The organism is Gilliamella sp. WF3-4, assembly GCF_001690275.1.
GTDB classification, from domain to species: domain Bacteria; phylum Pseudomonadota; class Gammaproteobacteria; order Enterobacterales; family Orbaceae; genus Gilliamella; species Gilliamella apicola_C.
In genome coordinates this window covers 19,364-35,330 of the sequence record NZ_LZGW01000050.1, presented here as the reverse complement: position 1 = coordinate 35,330, position 15,967 = coordinate 19,364, and the positions used below count along the sequence as shown (strand labels likewise).

16 protein-coding genes are annotated in these 15,967 nt (G+C 34.5%); 15 read left to right on the top strand and 1 reads right to left on the bottom strand.

The genetic code is table 11. The features are described 5' to 3' along the window. The first annotated feature begins 216 nt into the window (after nt 1–216). Genes A9G47_RS10985 through A9G47_RS10970 form a run of 4 tightly spaced genes read left to right on the top strand, consistent with a single transcriptional unit; the run spans nt 217 to nt 1,990 of the window. On the top strand, nt 217–693 hold the full coding sequence (locus A9G47_RS10985) for a prepilin-type N-terminal cleavage/methylation domain-containing protein (RefSeq protein ID WP_065642883.1): 477 nt from the start codon (nt 217–219) through the stop codon (nt 691–693). Beyond that, nucleotides 687–1,250 (top strand): prepilin peptidase-dependent protein, encoded by a 564-nt coding sequence (locus tag A9G47_RS10980; protein WP_065566733.1) that lies wholly within the window; start codon nt 687–689, stop codon nt 1,248–1,250. The genes A9G47_RS10985 and A9G47_RS10980 overlap by 7 nt, the downstream gene beginning before the upstream one ends. 37 nt (nt 1,251–1,287) lie before the next feature. Continuing rightward, on the top strand, nt 1,288–1,668 hold the full coding sequence (locus tag A9G47_RS10975) for a DUF2509 family protein (RefSeq protein WP_176700703.1): 381 nt from the start codon (nt 1,288–1,290) through the stop codon (nt 1,666–1,668). After that, nucleotides 1,661–1,990 carry a prepilin-type N-terminal cleavage/methylation domain-containing protein gene (locus tag A9G47_RS10970; RefSeq protein WP_065580630.1) on the top strand — a complete coding sequence of 110 codons (330 nt, stop codon included), beginning with the start codon at nt 1,661–1,663 and terminating at the stop codon, nt 1,988–1,990. The genes A9G47_RS10975 and A9G47_RS10970 overlap by 8 nt, the downstream gene beginning before the upstream one ends. Nucleotides 1,991–2,011: 21 nt before the next feature. On the opposite strand, the gene A9G47_RS10965 is transcribed toward A9G47_RS10970, so the two are convergent. After that, complete coding sequence (locus A9G47_RS10965; RefSeq protein WP_065566736.1) at nt 2,012–2,761, bottom strand: alpha/beta fold hydrolase; 750 nt, start codon at nt 2,759–2,761, stop codon at nt 2,012–2,014. A gap of 136 nt (nt 2,762–2,897) precedes the next feature. On the opposite strand from A9G47_RS10965, the gene A9G47_RS10960 reads away from it, so the two are divergent. From A9G47_RS10960 to zapA, 11 genes are all read left to right on the top strand, one after another. Then, nucleotides 2,898–4,841 carry an exoribonuclease II gene (locus A9G47_RS10960; RefSeq protein ID WP_065642881.1) on the top strand — a complete coding sequence of 648 codons (1,944 nt, stop codon included), beginning with the start codon at nt 2,898–2,900 and terminating at the stop codon, nt 4,839–4,841. A gap of 203 nt (nt 4,842–5,044) precedes the next feature. Further along, nucleotides 5,045–5,284 carry a YecH family metal-binding protein gene (locus A9G47_RS10955; RefSeq protein WP_065566738.1) on the top strand — a complete coding sequence of 80 codons (240 nt, stop codon included), beginning with the start codon at nt 5,045–5,047 and terminating at the stop codon, nt 5,282–5,284. 223 nt (nt 5,285–5,507) lie between these two features. Continuing rightward, nucleotides 5,508–6,170 carry a hypothetical protein gene (locus A9G47_RS10950; protein ID WP_065642880.1) on the top strand — a complete coding sequence of 221 codons (663 nt, stop codon included), beginning with the start codon at nt 5,508–5,510 and terminating at the stop codon, nt 6,168–6,170. Nucleotides 6,171–6,244: 74 nt separating this feature from the next. Next, nucleotides 6,245–7,747 carry a glucan biosynthesis protein G gene (locus A9G47_RS10945; protein WP_065642879.1) on the top strand — a complete coding sequence of 501 codons (1,503 nt, stop codon included), beginning with the start codon at nt 6,245–6,247 and terminating at the stop codon, nt 7,745–7,747. A 21-nt stretch (nt 7,748–7,768) separates the two neighbouring features. Beyond that, the gene (gene mdoH, locus A9G47_RS10940) at nt 7,769–10,129 is read left to right on the top strand and encodes a glucans biosynthesis glucosyltransferase MdoH (RefSeq protein WP_065642878.1); all 2,361 of its coding nucleotides are present in this window, start codon (nt 7,769–7,771) and stop codon (nt 10,127–10,129) included. A 63-nt stretch (nt 10,130–10,192) separates the two neighbouring features. Further along, the gene (gene epmA, locus A9G47_RS10935; RefSeq protein WP_218057372.1) at nt 10,193–11,167 is read left to right on the top strand and encodes an elongation factor P--(R)-beta-lysine ligase; all 975 of its coding nucleotides are present in this window, start codon (nt 10,193–10,195) and stop codon (nt 11,165–11,167) included. A gap of 2 nt (nt 11,168–11,169) precedes the next feature. Continuing rightward, complete coding sequence (rmuC, locus tag A9G47_RS10930) at nt 11,170–12,525, top strand: DNA recombination protein RmuC (protein WP_065642877.1); 1,356 nt, start codon at nt 11,170–11,172, stop codon at nt 12,523–12,525. 100 nt (nt 12,526–12,625) lie between these two features. Beyond that, a complete protein-coding gene (xseB, locus tag A9G47_RS10925) occupies nt 12,626–12,871 on the top strand; it encodes an exodeoxyribonuclease VII small subunit (protein WP_065566743.1) in 246 nt (81 codons plus the stop codon). Beyond that, nucleotides 12,855–13,733, top strand: coding sequence for a (2E,6E)-farnesyl diphosphate synthase (ispA, locus tag A9G47_RS10920; protein ID WP_065566744.1), 879 nt, complete (start codon nt 12,855–12,857; stop codon nt 13,731–13,733). The genes xseB and ispA overlap by 17 nt, the downstream gene beginning before the upstream one ends. 22 nt (nt 13,734–13,755) lie before the next feature. Next, nucleotides 13,756–15,612 carry a 1-deoxy-D-xylulose-5-phosphate synthase gene (gene dxs, locus A9G47_RS10915; protein ID WP_065566745.1) on the top strand — a complete coding sequence of 619 codons (1,857 nt, stop codon included), beginning with the start codon at nt 13,756–13,758 and terminating at the stop codon, nt 15,610–15,612. Between the two features lie 7 nt (nt 15,613–15,619). Beyond that, a complete protein-coding gene (gene zapA / locus A9G47_RS10910; RefSeq protein ID WP_065566746.1) occupies nt 15,620–15,904 on the top strand; it encodes a cell division protein ZapA in 285 nt (94 codons plus the stop codon). Nucleotides 15,905–15,967: the final 63 nt, after the last annotated feature.

Genomic DNA, 15,967 nt, shown 5'->3' with positions numbered 1-15,967 from the left:
TCATTTTTTATAATTACCATTTGCGTAAAAAACTAAAACTCTACTATAAATAAAGCCAATAATATCGCTAGTATTCTTGATAAAACCTTATTCAACCTTTTTTATTAAAAATCGTAATTTATTTGGATAGTGGCTCACAAATTCAGATCTTTAAATAACTAGTTATTTTATTCAAATATATGCTCGAACTCTCACAATATTTACAAAAGACATACTATGCATGATTTGGGATTCTCATTATTAGAATTGTTAATAACTGTTTGTATCAGTGCTATTTTAGCCTCTATCGGTATTGAGCATTGGAAAGAGCAACAATTGCAAAATGAATTAGCATCTACAACTAAGCAATTGGCCTATTTTATATACGAAGCACAAATAAAAGCATCAAGTAAAAATGAAAACTATATTATTCATCAATTTTCATCACCTTGGTGTATCTCAATTACCAAGGCTGACAAACCACCTGCATGCAGTGAAGGCATACTTTATTTTATCAAGCCCAATAATTCTGTTCAAATTAGTGAGTTATCAAACAATAAAAGTGCTTTTATTCTAGGGCGTCGCAACATGGCACAAACCATGTCTTTTCAATTAAAAAATAAAATAGGGGCCAGTAGAATTTTTGTTTCTTTATTTGGGCGCATTCGATTTTGTGCGGAAAACAGTTATATAGCTAGTTTACCACCATGTTAAAAGTATCTGGATATTCCTTGCTAGAAATGCTCATTGGTTTGGTACTATCAAGTTTAATAGTTATTGGTATGACTGCTTTTTACGTCAAATTGCAAACAAACATCATGCAATATTATCAAAAGATTCGCTTACAACAAGCCATCGATTTTGGGTTAGCTGGTTTGAAAAAAGATATAAAAAGAGCGGGTTTTATTGCTAATGATCCAAAAAAAATGACAGATAAAGCTATTGAAATTAAGGAACGGGCAAAATGTATTATCCTTCGATATGATAGCGAAATTCGAAATTCTTGGGTTTGGAACAGAGCCAACCCAACAAAGTCAGATGTCTTTACTTATCGCTATAAAGAAAACAACATAGCCTATAGAACAGGATCGTTAGATTGTTTTGGAAGTAAATGGGAAAATTTATTCGATTCAAATGAAATCAAAATAACCCACTTTGCAATAAGGCAATTACCAAATGCTATTAGTTTATCAATCAATGCTGAATTAAGAAAAAACAAACAGATTAAATACTATGTAACTGAAATTATCAAAAATGAAAACCTATTTTAAAAAAAATTCTCCATCATCTGGATTTAGCACTATTTTAATGATGATAATGTTAATGACTGTAGGATTGGGATTATTAATTGGTTTTAATTTACTTATAACCTCATGGCAAAAAACAATCTTGATAGAAATTAAATACTATCAAAAATTTAATCATTCCAGTTCATCTTTAACTTGGGCAATAAGCCAAAATTGGCAACCACCTAAAGCCAATTGGCAATGTATGACTGAACCAACTTATCACTTAAAAGCATGCATAAAACAATCTTTATTAAAAATAGATGATTATGTATTAATAAGAGGCGAGGCCGATGACTTTTTTTTGTATGCACTTGCACATTTTGACAATAACCGATTGATTGTGGAAAAAGGACATTGGCTCGATTATTGCCCAGAAAAAAAGGCTATTTATTGTGAATAATAAAAATATAACTGGCTTTAGTCTAATTGAAGTAATGATAGCAACATTACTATTTTCAATGATCATGCTTGGCTTTATCAATTATCAACAAACATTGTTCAGCAAACATCGCTATTTTGCCAACAACTTACGTGCTAATAAAATTGCTTTTCAGCTACTCGATAGCTATCCTTATACTATCAGCCAAATAATCCCTTCTGGTTGGCAATATCACATCAACACTCAAATATATAATGCTCAATGTAACATGGTTGTTATAACGATTAAAACATCCAATAAGCAAACCATCCAACAGCAACGCCTTTTTTGTAATTCACCTTAATATTTATAGACTTCATGCCATTTAATTCCCTAACCAGCTATGTAAAATTTTCAGTACTTGCTGTGTTTTTTCAGCATGAACATTGTGACCTGCACCTTCAATCAACTCAATTTTTGAATCTGGAAATTGCGAAAAAATGGCTGGGTAAAATTCATCAATAATGTAAGAAGAATTGCCACCACGAATAAATAGCGTGGGTTTTAACCAAGGTGGTATTGTTTGCCAATCACAAATATGACCATACTGATCATTAATTGCTTGAATATTAAATGACCATTTTTCATTTTTAAAAGATTTTAATAAAAAAAGTATGGTTGGCATGTTAATACCTGCTTGTTCCATTAAATTCATGATCTGTTTTTTATCGGTAACATGATTTTTGAGACAATAAACTAATACTCTCAAAATAGTAGCATTAGCTGAGCGGTGATACTTTATCGGCGCAATATCAATGGCAACAATTTTTTGGATAGTATCTGATATCACTTGTGACAGTTGCAAAGCAACTTTGCCGCCCATAGAGTGACCAATTAATATCACATCATTTAAGCGTAAATCATGACAAAGCTCGGCAACATCTTCAGCCATAGCTTGATAACTTATCTGATCAGACCAAGGTGAATTTCCATGATTACGTAAATCAACTTGAATTGTTTGATAATGTTGCACAAAATCTTTTGCTAGCATATTCAAATTATCTAAACTGCCAAAAACGCCATGCAAAAACACTATCGGCTGCCCATCACCCTGTAATTTGTAATTTAATTTCATAGACTAATTTAATCCATTATTTTAAGTGGCATTATTATACGTCTATTTTCAGCGCTATTACCGATTAATTCAATAACCAAAACTTGCATAACTATGATAGAATTTAACCCAAATTTTTTAAATAGTGTTAAGGCATATGTTTCAAAATAACCCTCTACTGGCACAATTAAAGCAAGAGCTTCATGAACAAACCCCACGCGTTGAAGGCATTGTTCGAGCACATGAAAAAGGATTTGGTTTTTTAGATGTAGATAATAAAAAAAGCTATTTCATCCCTGTTGCTAAAATGAAAAAGGTTTGTAATGGCGATAAGGTTTCTGGGGCTGTAATCAGTAATAACGGTAAAGAAACTTTTGAACCTGAATGTCTAATCGAGAGTGCATTACAAAAATTTATTGGCAAAATAGGTTTTCAAGATCGTGCAATGGTTATTTATCCTGAAAATATGCCCGCTAATTTTGCCATTCGTTGTAAAGTACACAATCAAGTTAGCGAAAAGCTAAAAGAAGATGATTGGGTTGTTGCAATGCTCACTTCTCACCCGTTACAAGAAAAAAGTAACCATTTTTTTGCTGAAATTACTCGTTTTGTTGCTGACAGTAATTCTCCTTACCAACTTTGGCTAAAAACATTAGCTCGTTATGATTTAGAAACGGTCCCTCCACACACCGAAGTATTAGAAATTAACGATGCAGAGCTTAATAATCGTCAAGATTTAACTGATGTTAATTTTTTCACTATTGATAGCGAAGATACCGAAGATATGGATGATGCAATTACGGTTTCTAAAAATGAACATGGCCATTATCAACTTATGGTTGCTATTGCCGACCCCACCGCTTATATATTACAAGATAGCGCATTGGATAATATTGCAAAAATTAGGAATTTTACAACTTATTTGCCAGATTTTAATATTCCCATGCTACCCAAAGAGCTTGCTAATGAGCTATGTTCATTAAAAGCAAATCAAAAACGACCTGCTATGATATGTAAAATAAATATTGACCAAGCAGGCAATATGATTACCGATGACATCACTTTTATGCCGGCTTGGGTTGCATCGAAAGCTAAACTAACTTATCGTAATGTTTCCGATTTTCTAGAAAATAGTAATGAATTAGCAACTAACAACCCTAGTATTAAGCAGCAACTTAGCTGGTTAGCTGACTTAGCTAATATTCGCATAATATGGCGACAAACTCATGCACTCGTTTTTAAAGATAATGGCGATTATCGTTTTGATCTAAATGAAAACCGCCAAGTTAAATCAATCATTAAAGAAACTCGTCGAATTGCCAATCATATTGTTGAGGAAGTCATGATTCTGGCAAATCAAGCTTTAACATTACAATTACAAAATAAAATTGGCTTTGGAATTTTTAATATTCATGCGGGGTTTGATAATAAATATATCGAACAAGTGCTAAATTTTCTCAACGATAACGGGATTACTGAATTTGATAAAGAATCTCTATTATCTTTTGATGGCTACGTAAAGTTACGTCGGATGATCGACAATATCCCATTTTTAGCCACAAGGCTTCGCAAGTTTCAAAGCCCTGCAGATTTTTCAATTGAGCCAAAGCCTCATTTTGGTTTAGGATTTGATGCTTATGCAACATGGACATCCCCAATACGTAAATATGGCGACATGATCAACCATCGGCTAATCAAAGCATATATTCGCTTACAAGAGCTAATTCCACCAGATAAAGAACAACTAAAAACCATGAATGAAAGGCGAAAGATGTTACGCTTTGCTGAGCGTGATATGGCTGAAAACCTTTATGCTCAATACTTATCAGATAAAATCGGTGAAAGTTACACAGCTGAAATTATTGATATCAATCGTGGTGGAGCTCGAGTTCGTTTATGTGATATAGGCGCTTTTGCATTTGTACCGCTTTCAATGATTCATTCAGTCAAGGAAGAAATCACCGCCCTACCCGATGAAGGAATAATCAAAATCGAAAATAAAGTTTGCTACAAACTTGCTGATATTATTTCAGTTGTAATTCACCAAGTTAAAAGTGAAAATCAATCAATTATTGTAAAATTGGCTAATAATAAAGAGTAAAACAAGATTATTCTCGATTGAATGTTTTCCCTCATTTGTATTAGTTACCCCCCTGATATAAATCAGGGGGAAGCAATAAATAAAATTGACAATATTTTTAATATTTAACCACTTTTTTTTACTCATAATATTTGCTATCTTTCGCCATTCTAAATAGCGAATATTATGCTTTAAATAAACAAAAATTTGCAGAGGAGGTTTTAATGTCAATTCACGGACATGAAGTATTGCGTATGATGGAAGGAAACAATTACACAGAATCTTCCTTATTTAATGCTATCAAAAATAAGTTTGGTGAAAACGCCGTATTTCACACCTGCTCTAAATCTAACATGAATGCCGAGCAACTTATTGCTTTTCTAAAAGCGAAGGGTAAATTTAAGCCTTCTGTTGCTCATAAATCTGAATTTACCGTCGATAATAAAAAAATATGCAAACATTAGGAAGAAGTAATTATATCTAATGTAGGCTTTTTATAAATTTAATTTAATCTACTGGTATTATTTAAAAAAATAAGAGTATATAATTTCCGGCTATATTAATAATTGTTATAAGCGATTTTTGTTATAAAAATGCAACTAAATGAGTAATACTGTTACTCCCTTTGAAATTAACCGAATTGAAATTAACCGAAATAACTAAAAATATGCTCATGGAATTTGATAAATGAAAGTAAGTAAAATCCTTATATGCACCATTATTTCTATTCTTGCCGCAGGCTGTGCAAAAGAAAATTTGCCTACAAAAAATAGCGAGGCAATTTCAAAGACAGAGCAACTATCTTTATTAAAACAGCAAACAGAAGCTAATGACCCTTATGTCGTTGATGCTAAAACTCAATTGATCCAAATTATTGGCGATAAAAATTTCGACAACTATGTTATTAAACGTGGCATTTTAAATTGTAAAAGTGACAATATCCCATCATCTTGTGTATTAAGTTTTTATCTGAACGAAAATTATAAGTTAAAATATGATAGGCAACTTAAAAAAGTAGTTGAAGAAAATCAAGCTGAACATAATATTGAATTAAGCAAAATAAAAGCAACTGAAAACAATATTAAAAATTATTGCCAGTATTCGGCTGATTTTGTTACTGCAATTTATACCAAAGATACCACTAAAATAAAGCAATACTTTCAGCCACAATTCAAAATGTCTGAACAAGATATCTTATCCTTACAAACAAAGATTGCCAAAGATAACTATTCTCACTTCCTGATCGATGAAAATCCTAGCATTCTTCAAGAGATCAAAGTAGATTATGTTGAAAAATGCTTGAGTGATCCCCAAAAAAATATTATCAATTACTTCAATATTTTTAGATAATAATGCGAGTCTGTATGTACAACTTATTACCCAATACCCCTTTTAGTAAAAAGCTAATTAGCAAGGTGCTTTGCATGGCTTGCGTTTCTTGCATTAGTTTTTCTTCGTGGGCTTTCTCATTTGATGATGTAGCTGAAAAAGCAGAAAAACTCTCCAAAAAGGCTTATGTTCAACCATCTAAAAATATTCCAAATGAATTAGCATCTTTACAATTTGCTGATTATCAAAAAATCCTATTCAATCATCAAAAAGCCTATTGGGGCGATCGAAAAAATCGTTTCAAACTTGAGTTTTATCATGAAGGGATGTACTTTGATGTTCCAATAAAAATCAATGAAATTGTCGATAATAAAGTCAACCCAATCGAATATGATCCAAATTATTTTGATTTAAGCCCAATCAATCTCGATAAACTAAGCAGTAAAGATCTTGGGTTTGCTGGTTTTAAAGTCCATTATCCAATTAATAATCCAACAAAAACTGATGATGAAATTTTTTCGGCTCTTGGTGGCAGCTATTTTCGTGCCGTAGGAAAAGATCAACATTATGGTCTTTCAGCTAGAGGTCTTGCCATTGACACTGGTGAAATGTCTGGGGAGGAGTTTCCGCGTTTTAAAGAATATTGGATTGAAAGACCTGAACCTAATCAAAAACACTTGGTTATCTATGCATTACTCGATTCGCCTAGTGTAACTGGTGCTTATAAAATTACGCTTGTACCAAGTATTGATACGACGATCACCGTACAAGCAAGAGTATTTTTCCGCAATTCAGTAAAAAAATTAGGTATTGCACCATTGACTAGCATGTTCTTATTTGGCCCTAATTATCCATCACCATTGCTAAATTACCGCCCTGCAATGCATGATTCTAATGGCCTTTCGATCTTAGCTAGCAATAATGAGTGGATATGGCGTCCATTAAATAACCCTAAACGTTTATCGTTTTCATCTTATAGTTTAGAAAACCCGAAAGCATTTGGGTTAATTCAGCGTGATAAAGGTTTTGATGATTATCAAGATCTTGATGATCACTATGAACAACGACCAAGTGTTTGGGTAGAAATACTAAACAACTGGCAAAAAGGTCGTGTTGAATTAGTTGAAATCCCAACAGCTGATGAGACTAACGACAATATCGTTGCATTTTGGGTGCCAGAAAAACAATACCAAGCTGGTGATGTGCTTGATACTAAATATCGATTACATTATACCTTAAACGAAAAACAGCGTTATCCCAATAATGTTGCACAAGCAATTAGTACACGCTTATCGCTAGGCGATATAAAACAAGCTAATTTAATTCGTAAACTTGATGGCTCTAATGCATACGTAATTGATTTCGCAGGCCCTGAATTATCAGAAAAAGATCCAGTTAAAGTGATTTCAAGCATTAATAATGGTGCTATTGTAAGTTGTGACGTGCAATACAATCCAATAATTAAAGGTTGGCGAGTCATTGTTCGATTCAACATTGAAGATAATAAAAAAGCAACAGATATTCGTATACAACTTGCTTCGCAAGCAACCAATGAAGTGATTTCTGAAACGTGGAGTGGGCAATACCCCGCACAATAATTATTATAATAAGATAAAAATATGAAAAAAGATTACTTTGCAAATCTTTCTGGCGCTAAAGTTTGGCGTCAGAAATTTGAAGATAATGCGATTCCACCTGACGATGTCGAGTTTTTAAAATATCGTTTAAACCAAGTTGGCGATACTCGTTCTTTTATTGATGAGCGGCAACAACAACCAAGTTATCCTGAAGTGGATCGCGTTTCGATTCAACCCCAGATCTGGAACCAACGCTTTACTAGCAAAGCAAAGCATGGTACTAATATCCTTGCCTTAATTCGCCGTTTTATTATGTTTGCCCTCATTGCAGTACAAACATACTACGGAACCACTTATCTATCATCGTTATTGCCTTATCAAAGCTGGCAAAAAATCAATTTCATGGCTAATTGGGATATCAATCCTGAATTAGCTGTTTACAGCATAATACCTTATATTATTCAAGGCGCGATTATTATCTTATTTGCGATTTTATTTTGCTGGATCTCTATTGGATTTTGGACCAGTATTATGGGATTAATTTTAGCCGTAATGGGTAAAGATCGTTATACTATCCAAATTCCCACAGATCCAGCAGCGCATATTGATAGCAAGCATCGAACCGCATTAGTCATGCCCATTTGTAATGAAGATGTTGCTCGGGTTTTTGCTGGTTTACAAGCTACTTATCAGTCTTTAGCTGAAACAGGTCACGCAGCTTGTTGTGATTTTTATATATTAAGCGACACTAATGATCCAGATTTGTATGTTAACGAGCTAAAAGCTTGGGCTGAATTTAATGCAACGAAACAAAACAATGGCTGTAATATCTTTTATCGTCACCGAAAACGTAGAGTGAAACGTAAAAGTGGTAATATTGATGATTTTTGCCGTCGTTGGGGGCATCAGTACGAATACATGATGATCCTTGATGCTGATAGTATCATGACTGGCGATTGTATTTTGAAAATGATTGCCATGATGGAAATGACACCTAAAGCAGGTATTTTACAATCTCCACCAAAATCGGTAAGAATGACCACCCTTTACGGTCGTATTCAACAATTTGCCAACCAAATTTACAGCGATATTTTTTGCTCTGGTACACACTTTTGGCAATTAAGCGAAGCACAGTATTGGGGACACAATGCAATGATTCGCTTAAAACCATTTATTGAGCATTGCATACTATCACCGCTCCCAAAACGGAAAGAACCAATTCATATTTTATCGCATGATTTGGTTGAAGCCTCCCTTATGCGCCGTGCTGGCTATGGCGTTTGGATCGCTTATAATATGAATGGTAGTTACGAAGAACTACCAGGTAATATGATAGAAGATCTAAAACGAGACAATCGCTGGTGTATGGGAAACTTGATTAATTTAAGATTAATCTTCAAAAGTGGGATTAAATTGACACACCGCATAATGTTTGCAACCAGTGGCATGGCCTATATTTCGTCATTATTGTGGTTGGTGTTTTTAATATTCTCAACCTTATTATTATTAGTGTTTAATATTTCCGAACCTCAATATTTCTTCCAACCTAACCAATTTTACCCAACTTGGCCAAGGTGGGATGAGCAATTGGCTATTCAACTACTTTCAACCACGATGGTTTTATTGTTTGCACCTAAATTCTTCAGCTATGGCATTATAATAGCGAGAACGAGAGCAAAAGATGTTGGTGGTATTATTAAATTAACTCTATCGATATTTGTTGAAATGATTTGGTCAATGATCTTAGCTCCAATACGGATGATCTTCCATAGTAAATTTGTACTTAAAGCTTGGATGGGCAGTAAAATCCAATGGAAATCTCCGTCCCGAAGTGATGATGCGCTAACGTGGGGGGAATCATTTTATTTTTGTTGGCCATTATCATTATTAGGTATTGTATGGTTAGCTGTGATTATCTGGTTAAACCCACAATTTACTTATTGGTATATAGCCATATTGATACCTTTAACCATTTCTCCTTTAGTGATTAGAGTATCTGGGCTTTCAAGCATTGGTATGAAAGCAAAGAAAATGGGATTATTCTTAACACCAGAAGAAACACATCCAGCAAGAGCTGTCACACTCACTGGAGAATATTTAGTTAAAACCGAAGCGGCATTTGTTGAGCATGGCTTTATTATAGCATTAGTCGATCCTATCTATAACGCACTTGCTTGTGCATTATCCACTTCTCGACATTTACCTAATACTAAAAATCAGCAAAAACGTATTGAGCTTATTGAACAATATCTGCAAACTGATTTAGAAAAAATCAATAAAGAACAACAGTTAGCAATTTTAGAAGATCCAATTATTCTTTCTGCATTACATCACCATATTTGGCAACAGCAAGAAAAATACGACAACTTATTTGCTTTGTGGCAAAATGAACGCCAACAATAAAAAATAGGGCCTATGCCCTATTTTTCTTCTTTTTAGTAACTAATCAAATCCATGGATATTTTTATGACTTGGCAACCTTCCGCATCTATTAATAATTTACTTAAACGTGCAAAAATTATTTCTCAAATACGTCAATTTTTTGCTGATCGTTGTATTTTAGAAGTTGAAACACCAACCTTAAGCCAATATGCAGTTACCGATGTGCATTTAAGCTCTTTTCATTCTACTTTTTTAAAACCCGGTGAATTTAATGAACAGCAAGGGCAAAAGATGTCATTAATTACCAGCCCTGAATATCACATGAAGCGTTTACTTGCTGCAGGTAGTGGCCCTATTTACCAAATGTGTAAGTGCTTTCGTAATCATGAAGAAGTCAGTCGTTACCATAACCCAGAATTTACCATGCTTGAATGGTATCGCATCCAATTTGACATGATGCAAATGATCAACGAAGTCGATGATTTACTGCAAACTATTTTGGATTGTGAATCTGCTGAGCGTATTTCTTACCAAAAAGTATTTCAACGCCATTTGAATATTGATCCATTAGAAGCTGATCATACAACATTAATCAATGCGGCAAACCAGTTGGATATTGGCATTAATGCCGAAAGTTATGATAAAGATGGATTACTACAATGCTTGTTCACTTTTGGTATTGAACCTTATATTGGTCAAGATAAACCTATTGCAGTGTATCACTTCCCAGCATCACAAGCAGCATTAGCTGCTATCAGCACAGAAGATCATCGCGTAGCGAGTCGTTTTGAGTTCTACTACAAAGGTGTTGAACTTGCTAACGGCTTTAAAGAACTTACAAACCCACAAGAACAACGAATGCGTTTTGAACAAAATAATTTAGATCGTACCAAGCTAAATCTACCTACACAAAATATTGACATTGAACTCCTTGCCGCAATGGAAGCAGGGCTACCTGACTGTGCTGGTGTTGCTGTAGGGTTAGACCGTTTAATTATGATCGCGCTAGATGGCAATAACTTAAATGAAGTCATGTCATTTACTTTTGAAAGGGCTTAATTATGTTCAATGCTTTGGGATTAACCGAATGGCTCGCCATAATTATTGGCATAGTCGCCTTAATTTTACTTGTGATTTTAATAAAATCTAAATTATTAATTAATAATTTACATCAACTATTTGCGTTGCAACTAACCCAGAAAAATGAAGAGAATCGATCATTAATAACCCAAACAAAACAACTGGAACACCAGTTAGATGACTATCGACAACAAAATCTAGCGCAAAACGTTAAAATTAGTGAACTCAAAACACGTTTAGAAGAAACGTTAAGAGCAACACAAGAACGTCAAAGTATACTAGAACATAGTGAACAACGACTTACGACTCAATTTGAAAATTTAGCCAACCGTATTTTTGAACACAGCGGTAAAAAAATTGAACAACAAAATAAACAAAGTCTTGATTTTTTACTTTCGCCACTCAAAGAGCAACTAGAAGGTTTCAAAAAGCAAGTGCAAGATAGTTTTGGTCAAGAAGCAAAAGAGCGTCACACATTAACGCATGAAATTCGTAATTTACAACAGCTTAATGAGCAAATGAGCAAAGAGGCAAATAACCTAACTAATGCACTAAAAGGCAATAATAAAACCCAAGGGAACTGGGGCGAATTTATCCTAAGCCAAATTCTAGATAATTCTGGATTACGATCAGGTTATGAATATGAAACTCAAGTCAACTTAACAAACGAAAGCAATCAACGATTACAACCCGATGTCATTGTTCACTTACCACAAGGGGGAGATGTAGTCATCGATTCAAAAGTAACTTTAGTTGCCTATGAGCGCCATTTCAATAGTGATGATGAAACAGTGAAAACAAAAGCGATGAACGAACATTTAGCCTCTGTTCGTAATCACTTAAAACAACTTAGTCAAAAAGATTATCATAAACTGATTGGTATTAATTCATTAGATTATATTTTGATGTTTATACCTGTGGAACCTGCATTTCTTAGCGCTATAGACAACGATCCTACATTAATCAATGATGCTATGAAAAATAATATTATGATAGTCAGCCCAACCACTTTGCTAGTTGCATTAAGGACTATTCATAATTTATGGCGATTTGAGTACCAGAACCGTAATGCTGAACTTATTGCCGATAGGGCAAGCAAATTGTACGACAAAATGCGCGGTTTTGTTGAAGATATGGAAAACTTAGGTAACTGTTTAGATAAAGCTCAACATACCTATCAAAATTCTATGAACAAATTATCGAAGGGTCGTGGTAATGTAATTGGACAAATAGAACGGTTTCGTGAAATGGGTATCGAAGTAAAAAAACCGATAAACTCAGATATTGCTTCACTGGCAATAGAGGAATCGAATAACAAAGATGAAATTGAAACCTAACAGGCTTTAACAATACTTGTGACATGATAAATAAACAAAACCTAGATTCACGATTATTTGAAATAAGTGTATACTCATCGAACGTAACGAGGAATTGAATATGGCAAAAAAACAAGATAAAGAATTAAGTTTCGAGGAAACACTTAAACAACTTGAAACCATTGTAAATCAACTAGAAAACGGCGAACTGCCTTTAGATGAGGCTCTAAATGAGTTCGAAAAAGGAATAAAATTAGCAAAAGCAGGTCAAAAGCAGTTACAGAAAGCGGAACAACGCATTGATATTTTATTATCTGAAAATAGTGATGCCGAACTGTCAGAATTTACAAATGATGATAATGAATAGTTTAAAACCGTTACAAGAACGAATTGATTCGTTTTTAGCTACATGCATTGCGCAAATTGAAAGTTCAAAACTCCAACAAGCAATGAGTTATAGCTTACTGGCTGGAGGTAAACGAATTCGACCAATTTTAGTCTACTTAACAGGTCAATTGTTCAATTGCCCTCTTTCTAAATTAGATGAAGCTGCTGCTGCTATTGAGTCTATTCATACTTATTCATTGATTCATGATGATCTGCCGGCAATGGATAATGACGATTTACGCCGAGGCAAACCAACCTGCCATATCCAATTCGGTGAAGCTCAGGCTATACTTGCTGGTGATGCCTTACAAAGTTTTGCCTTTTTATTATTAGCAAAAAGTGAACGCCTTGATTCAAATGCCAAGATTAATATGATAACCGAACTTGCACATGCTAGTGGCGCTACTGGCATGTGCCTAGGTCAATCGTTGGATTTGCTAGCTACACATCAGTCAATTAGTGTGGAACATTTGCAAAATATTCATTGCTATAAAACAGGTGCTTTAATCAAAACAGCGATCCGTTTGGGCGCATTTGCTAGTGGCGAAATAGCGCAGCCTTATCAACTAATGCTTGATAACTACGCCGAATCAATTGGTCTGGCATTTCAAATTCAAGATGACATTTTAGATGTCATTGGCGAACAATCAATAATGGGTAAACCAAAAGGTTCAGATCTCATTCATGAAAAAAGCACATATCCAGCATTAATTGGACTGGATAATGCGATAAAGCTAACTCAACAACTTTATCAACAAGCTATCGATAGTCTTAAGCAAATACCTTATAATACGCAACCTTTGCATGACCTTGCTGGTTTTATTATTAATCGCAATAATTAGTAACTAACTAAAATATCACATAATGAATTTAAATAATTACCCTTTGTTAAAACAAATCAACTCGCCTGAGGATTTAAGATGTTTTCCTCAGTCGCAGTTATCCTCTATTTGCCTAGAGCTTAGGCAATATTTACTAACATGTGTTAGTCAATCAAGTGGTCATTTAGCATCGGGATTAGGTGTGGTTGAATTAACTACCGCACTACATTATGTCTATTACACTCCCTTTGATAAAATTATTTGGGATGTAGGGCATCAGGCTTATCCTCACAAAATTTTGACTGGTCGCAGAGATCAGATGCTAACTATTCGCCAAAAAGGGGGGCTTCATCCATTTCCTCATCGTAATGAGAGTGAATATGATGTGCTAACTACAGGGCACTCTTCAACTTCAATTAGTGCAGCGCTAGGAATTGCCATTAGCGAACAAAAAAAACAATCGGGAAAACAAGTAGTCGCGGTTATTGGCGATGGTGCATTAACAGCAGGTATGGCATTTGAAGCAATGAATCATGCTGGTCATATCAAACCTGATATGCTAGTGATTGTTAATGACAATGATATGTCGATTTCCGCAAACACTGGAGCACTTAACCAACATCTTACTCAAATTTTATCAAGCAAAGCCTATACATCTTTTCGGGAAAGTGGCAAACGTGTATTGGCCAATATTCCTCCTCTAAAAGAGCTCTTTAAAAAAACGGAAGAACACTTAAAAGGCTTAGTCACGCCTGCAACCTTATTTGAAGAGCTTGGTTTTAATTATATTGGCCCTGTTGATGGACACGATATAGATAGTTTAGTTACGACTTTACAAAAAGTTCGCCAATTAAAAGGTCCACAGTTGCTTCATGTGATTACGCAAAAAGGTAAAGGCTATGAGCCAGCTGAAAAAGATCCGACATTATGGCATGGAGTACCTAAATTCAATCCTAATGATGGCATATTACCTGCCACGCCAAGAGCAATCCCAACGTATTCGCAAATTTTTGGCGATTGGCTATGTGAAATGGCGAAAAATGATAACCGTTTAATGGCGATAACACCTGCAATGGGTGAAGGTTCAGGCATGACAAAGTTTGCCAATCGTTATCCAGATCAATTTTTTGATGTTGCAATAGCAGAACAACACGCGGTTACATTAGCGGCTGGGTTTGCAATTAGTGGTTTAAAACCTATTGTTGCCATCTATTCAACTTTTTTACAACGTGCTTACGATCAAGTCATCCACGATGTCGCCATTCAAAACTTACCAGTACTGTTTGCCATAGATCGTGCTGGGATTGTTGGTGCGGATGGCGAAACTCATCAAGGAGCATTTGACTTAAGTTATTTACGTTGCGTGCCCAATATGGTTATTATGACGCCAAGTGATGAAAACGAGTGTCGACAAATGCTTTATACCGGTTATTTACATAACGGGCCTGTAGCAGTGCGTTATCCTCGTGGTGAAGGTACTGGAGCACAATTAAAACCATTAGAAGTAATCCCTTTAGGGCAATCGAAATTATGTCGAGAAGGAAAAAATATTGCTTTACTTAATTTTGGCACTTTACTAACCGAAGTATTACAAGCAGCAGAGCAAATCGATGCTACAGTCATTGATATGCGTTTTGTAAAACCATTAGATGAAAAAGTCCTTTTGCAGATTAGCCAAACACATAATATACTAGTCACCATTGAAGAAAACAGTATTAAAGGCGGAGCCGGTAGCGGCGTCGGTGAATATTTATTATCGAAAAAAATAAAATGTGATATTTTAAATATTGGGTTGCCCGATAAATTTATTTCTCAAGGATCTCAAAACGAAGTAAGGCAAGAAATAGGGTTAGATCCAAAGCACATTATCGATAAAATTAATAATTTTATGAATCAATAGGTTAAATATGGAAACTCAAGCTGTCACTATTCAAATTTTTGGAAGAACATTAAAATTTAATTGTCCGATTGATGAAGTTAACGCACTTAATAGTGCTGCAAAAGATCTCGATACGCGCTTAACAAATTTACGAGAAAAATCGCCACAGATCACCAGTGATCAACTTATTATGACGGCTGCACTGAATATTTCTTATGAACTTACAAAAGAAAAAGAAAAAAGTAATGAATTTAGCGATCGACTAAAAATGTTACAACAATTACTTGATTCTGCCCTAAATACCAACAATTAATGTAATTAATTGTAAATTTAATACAAATAATCTTGTATGATTCGTCAAATTTTGTATTATGAT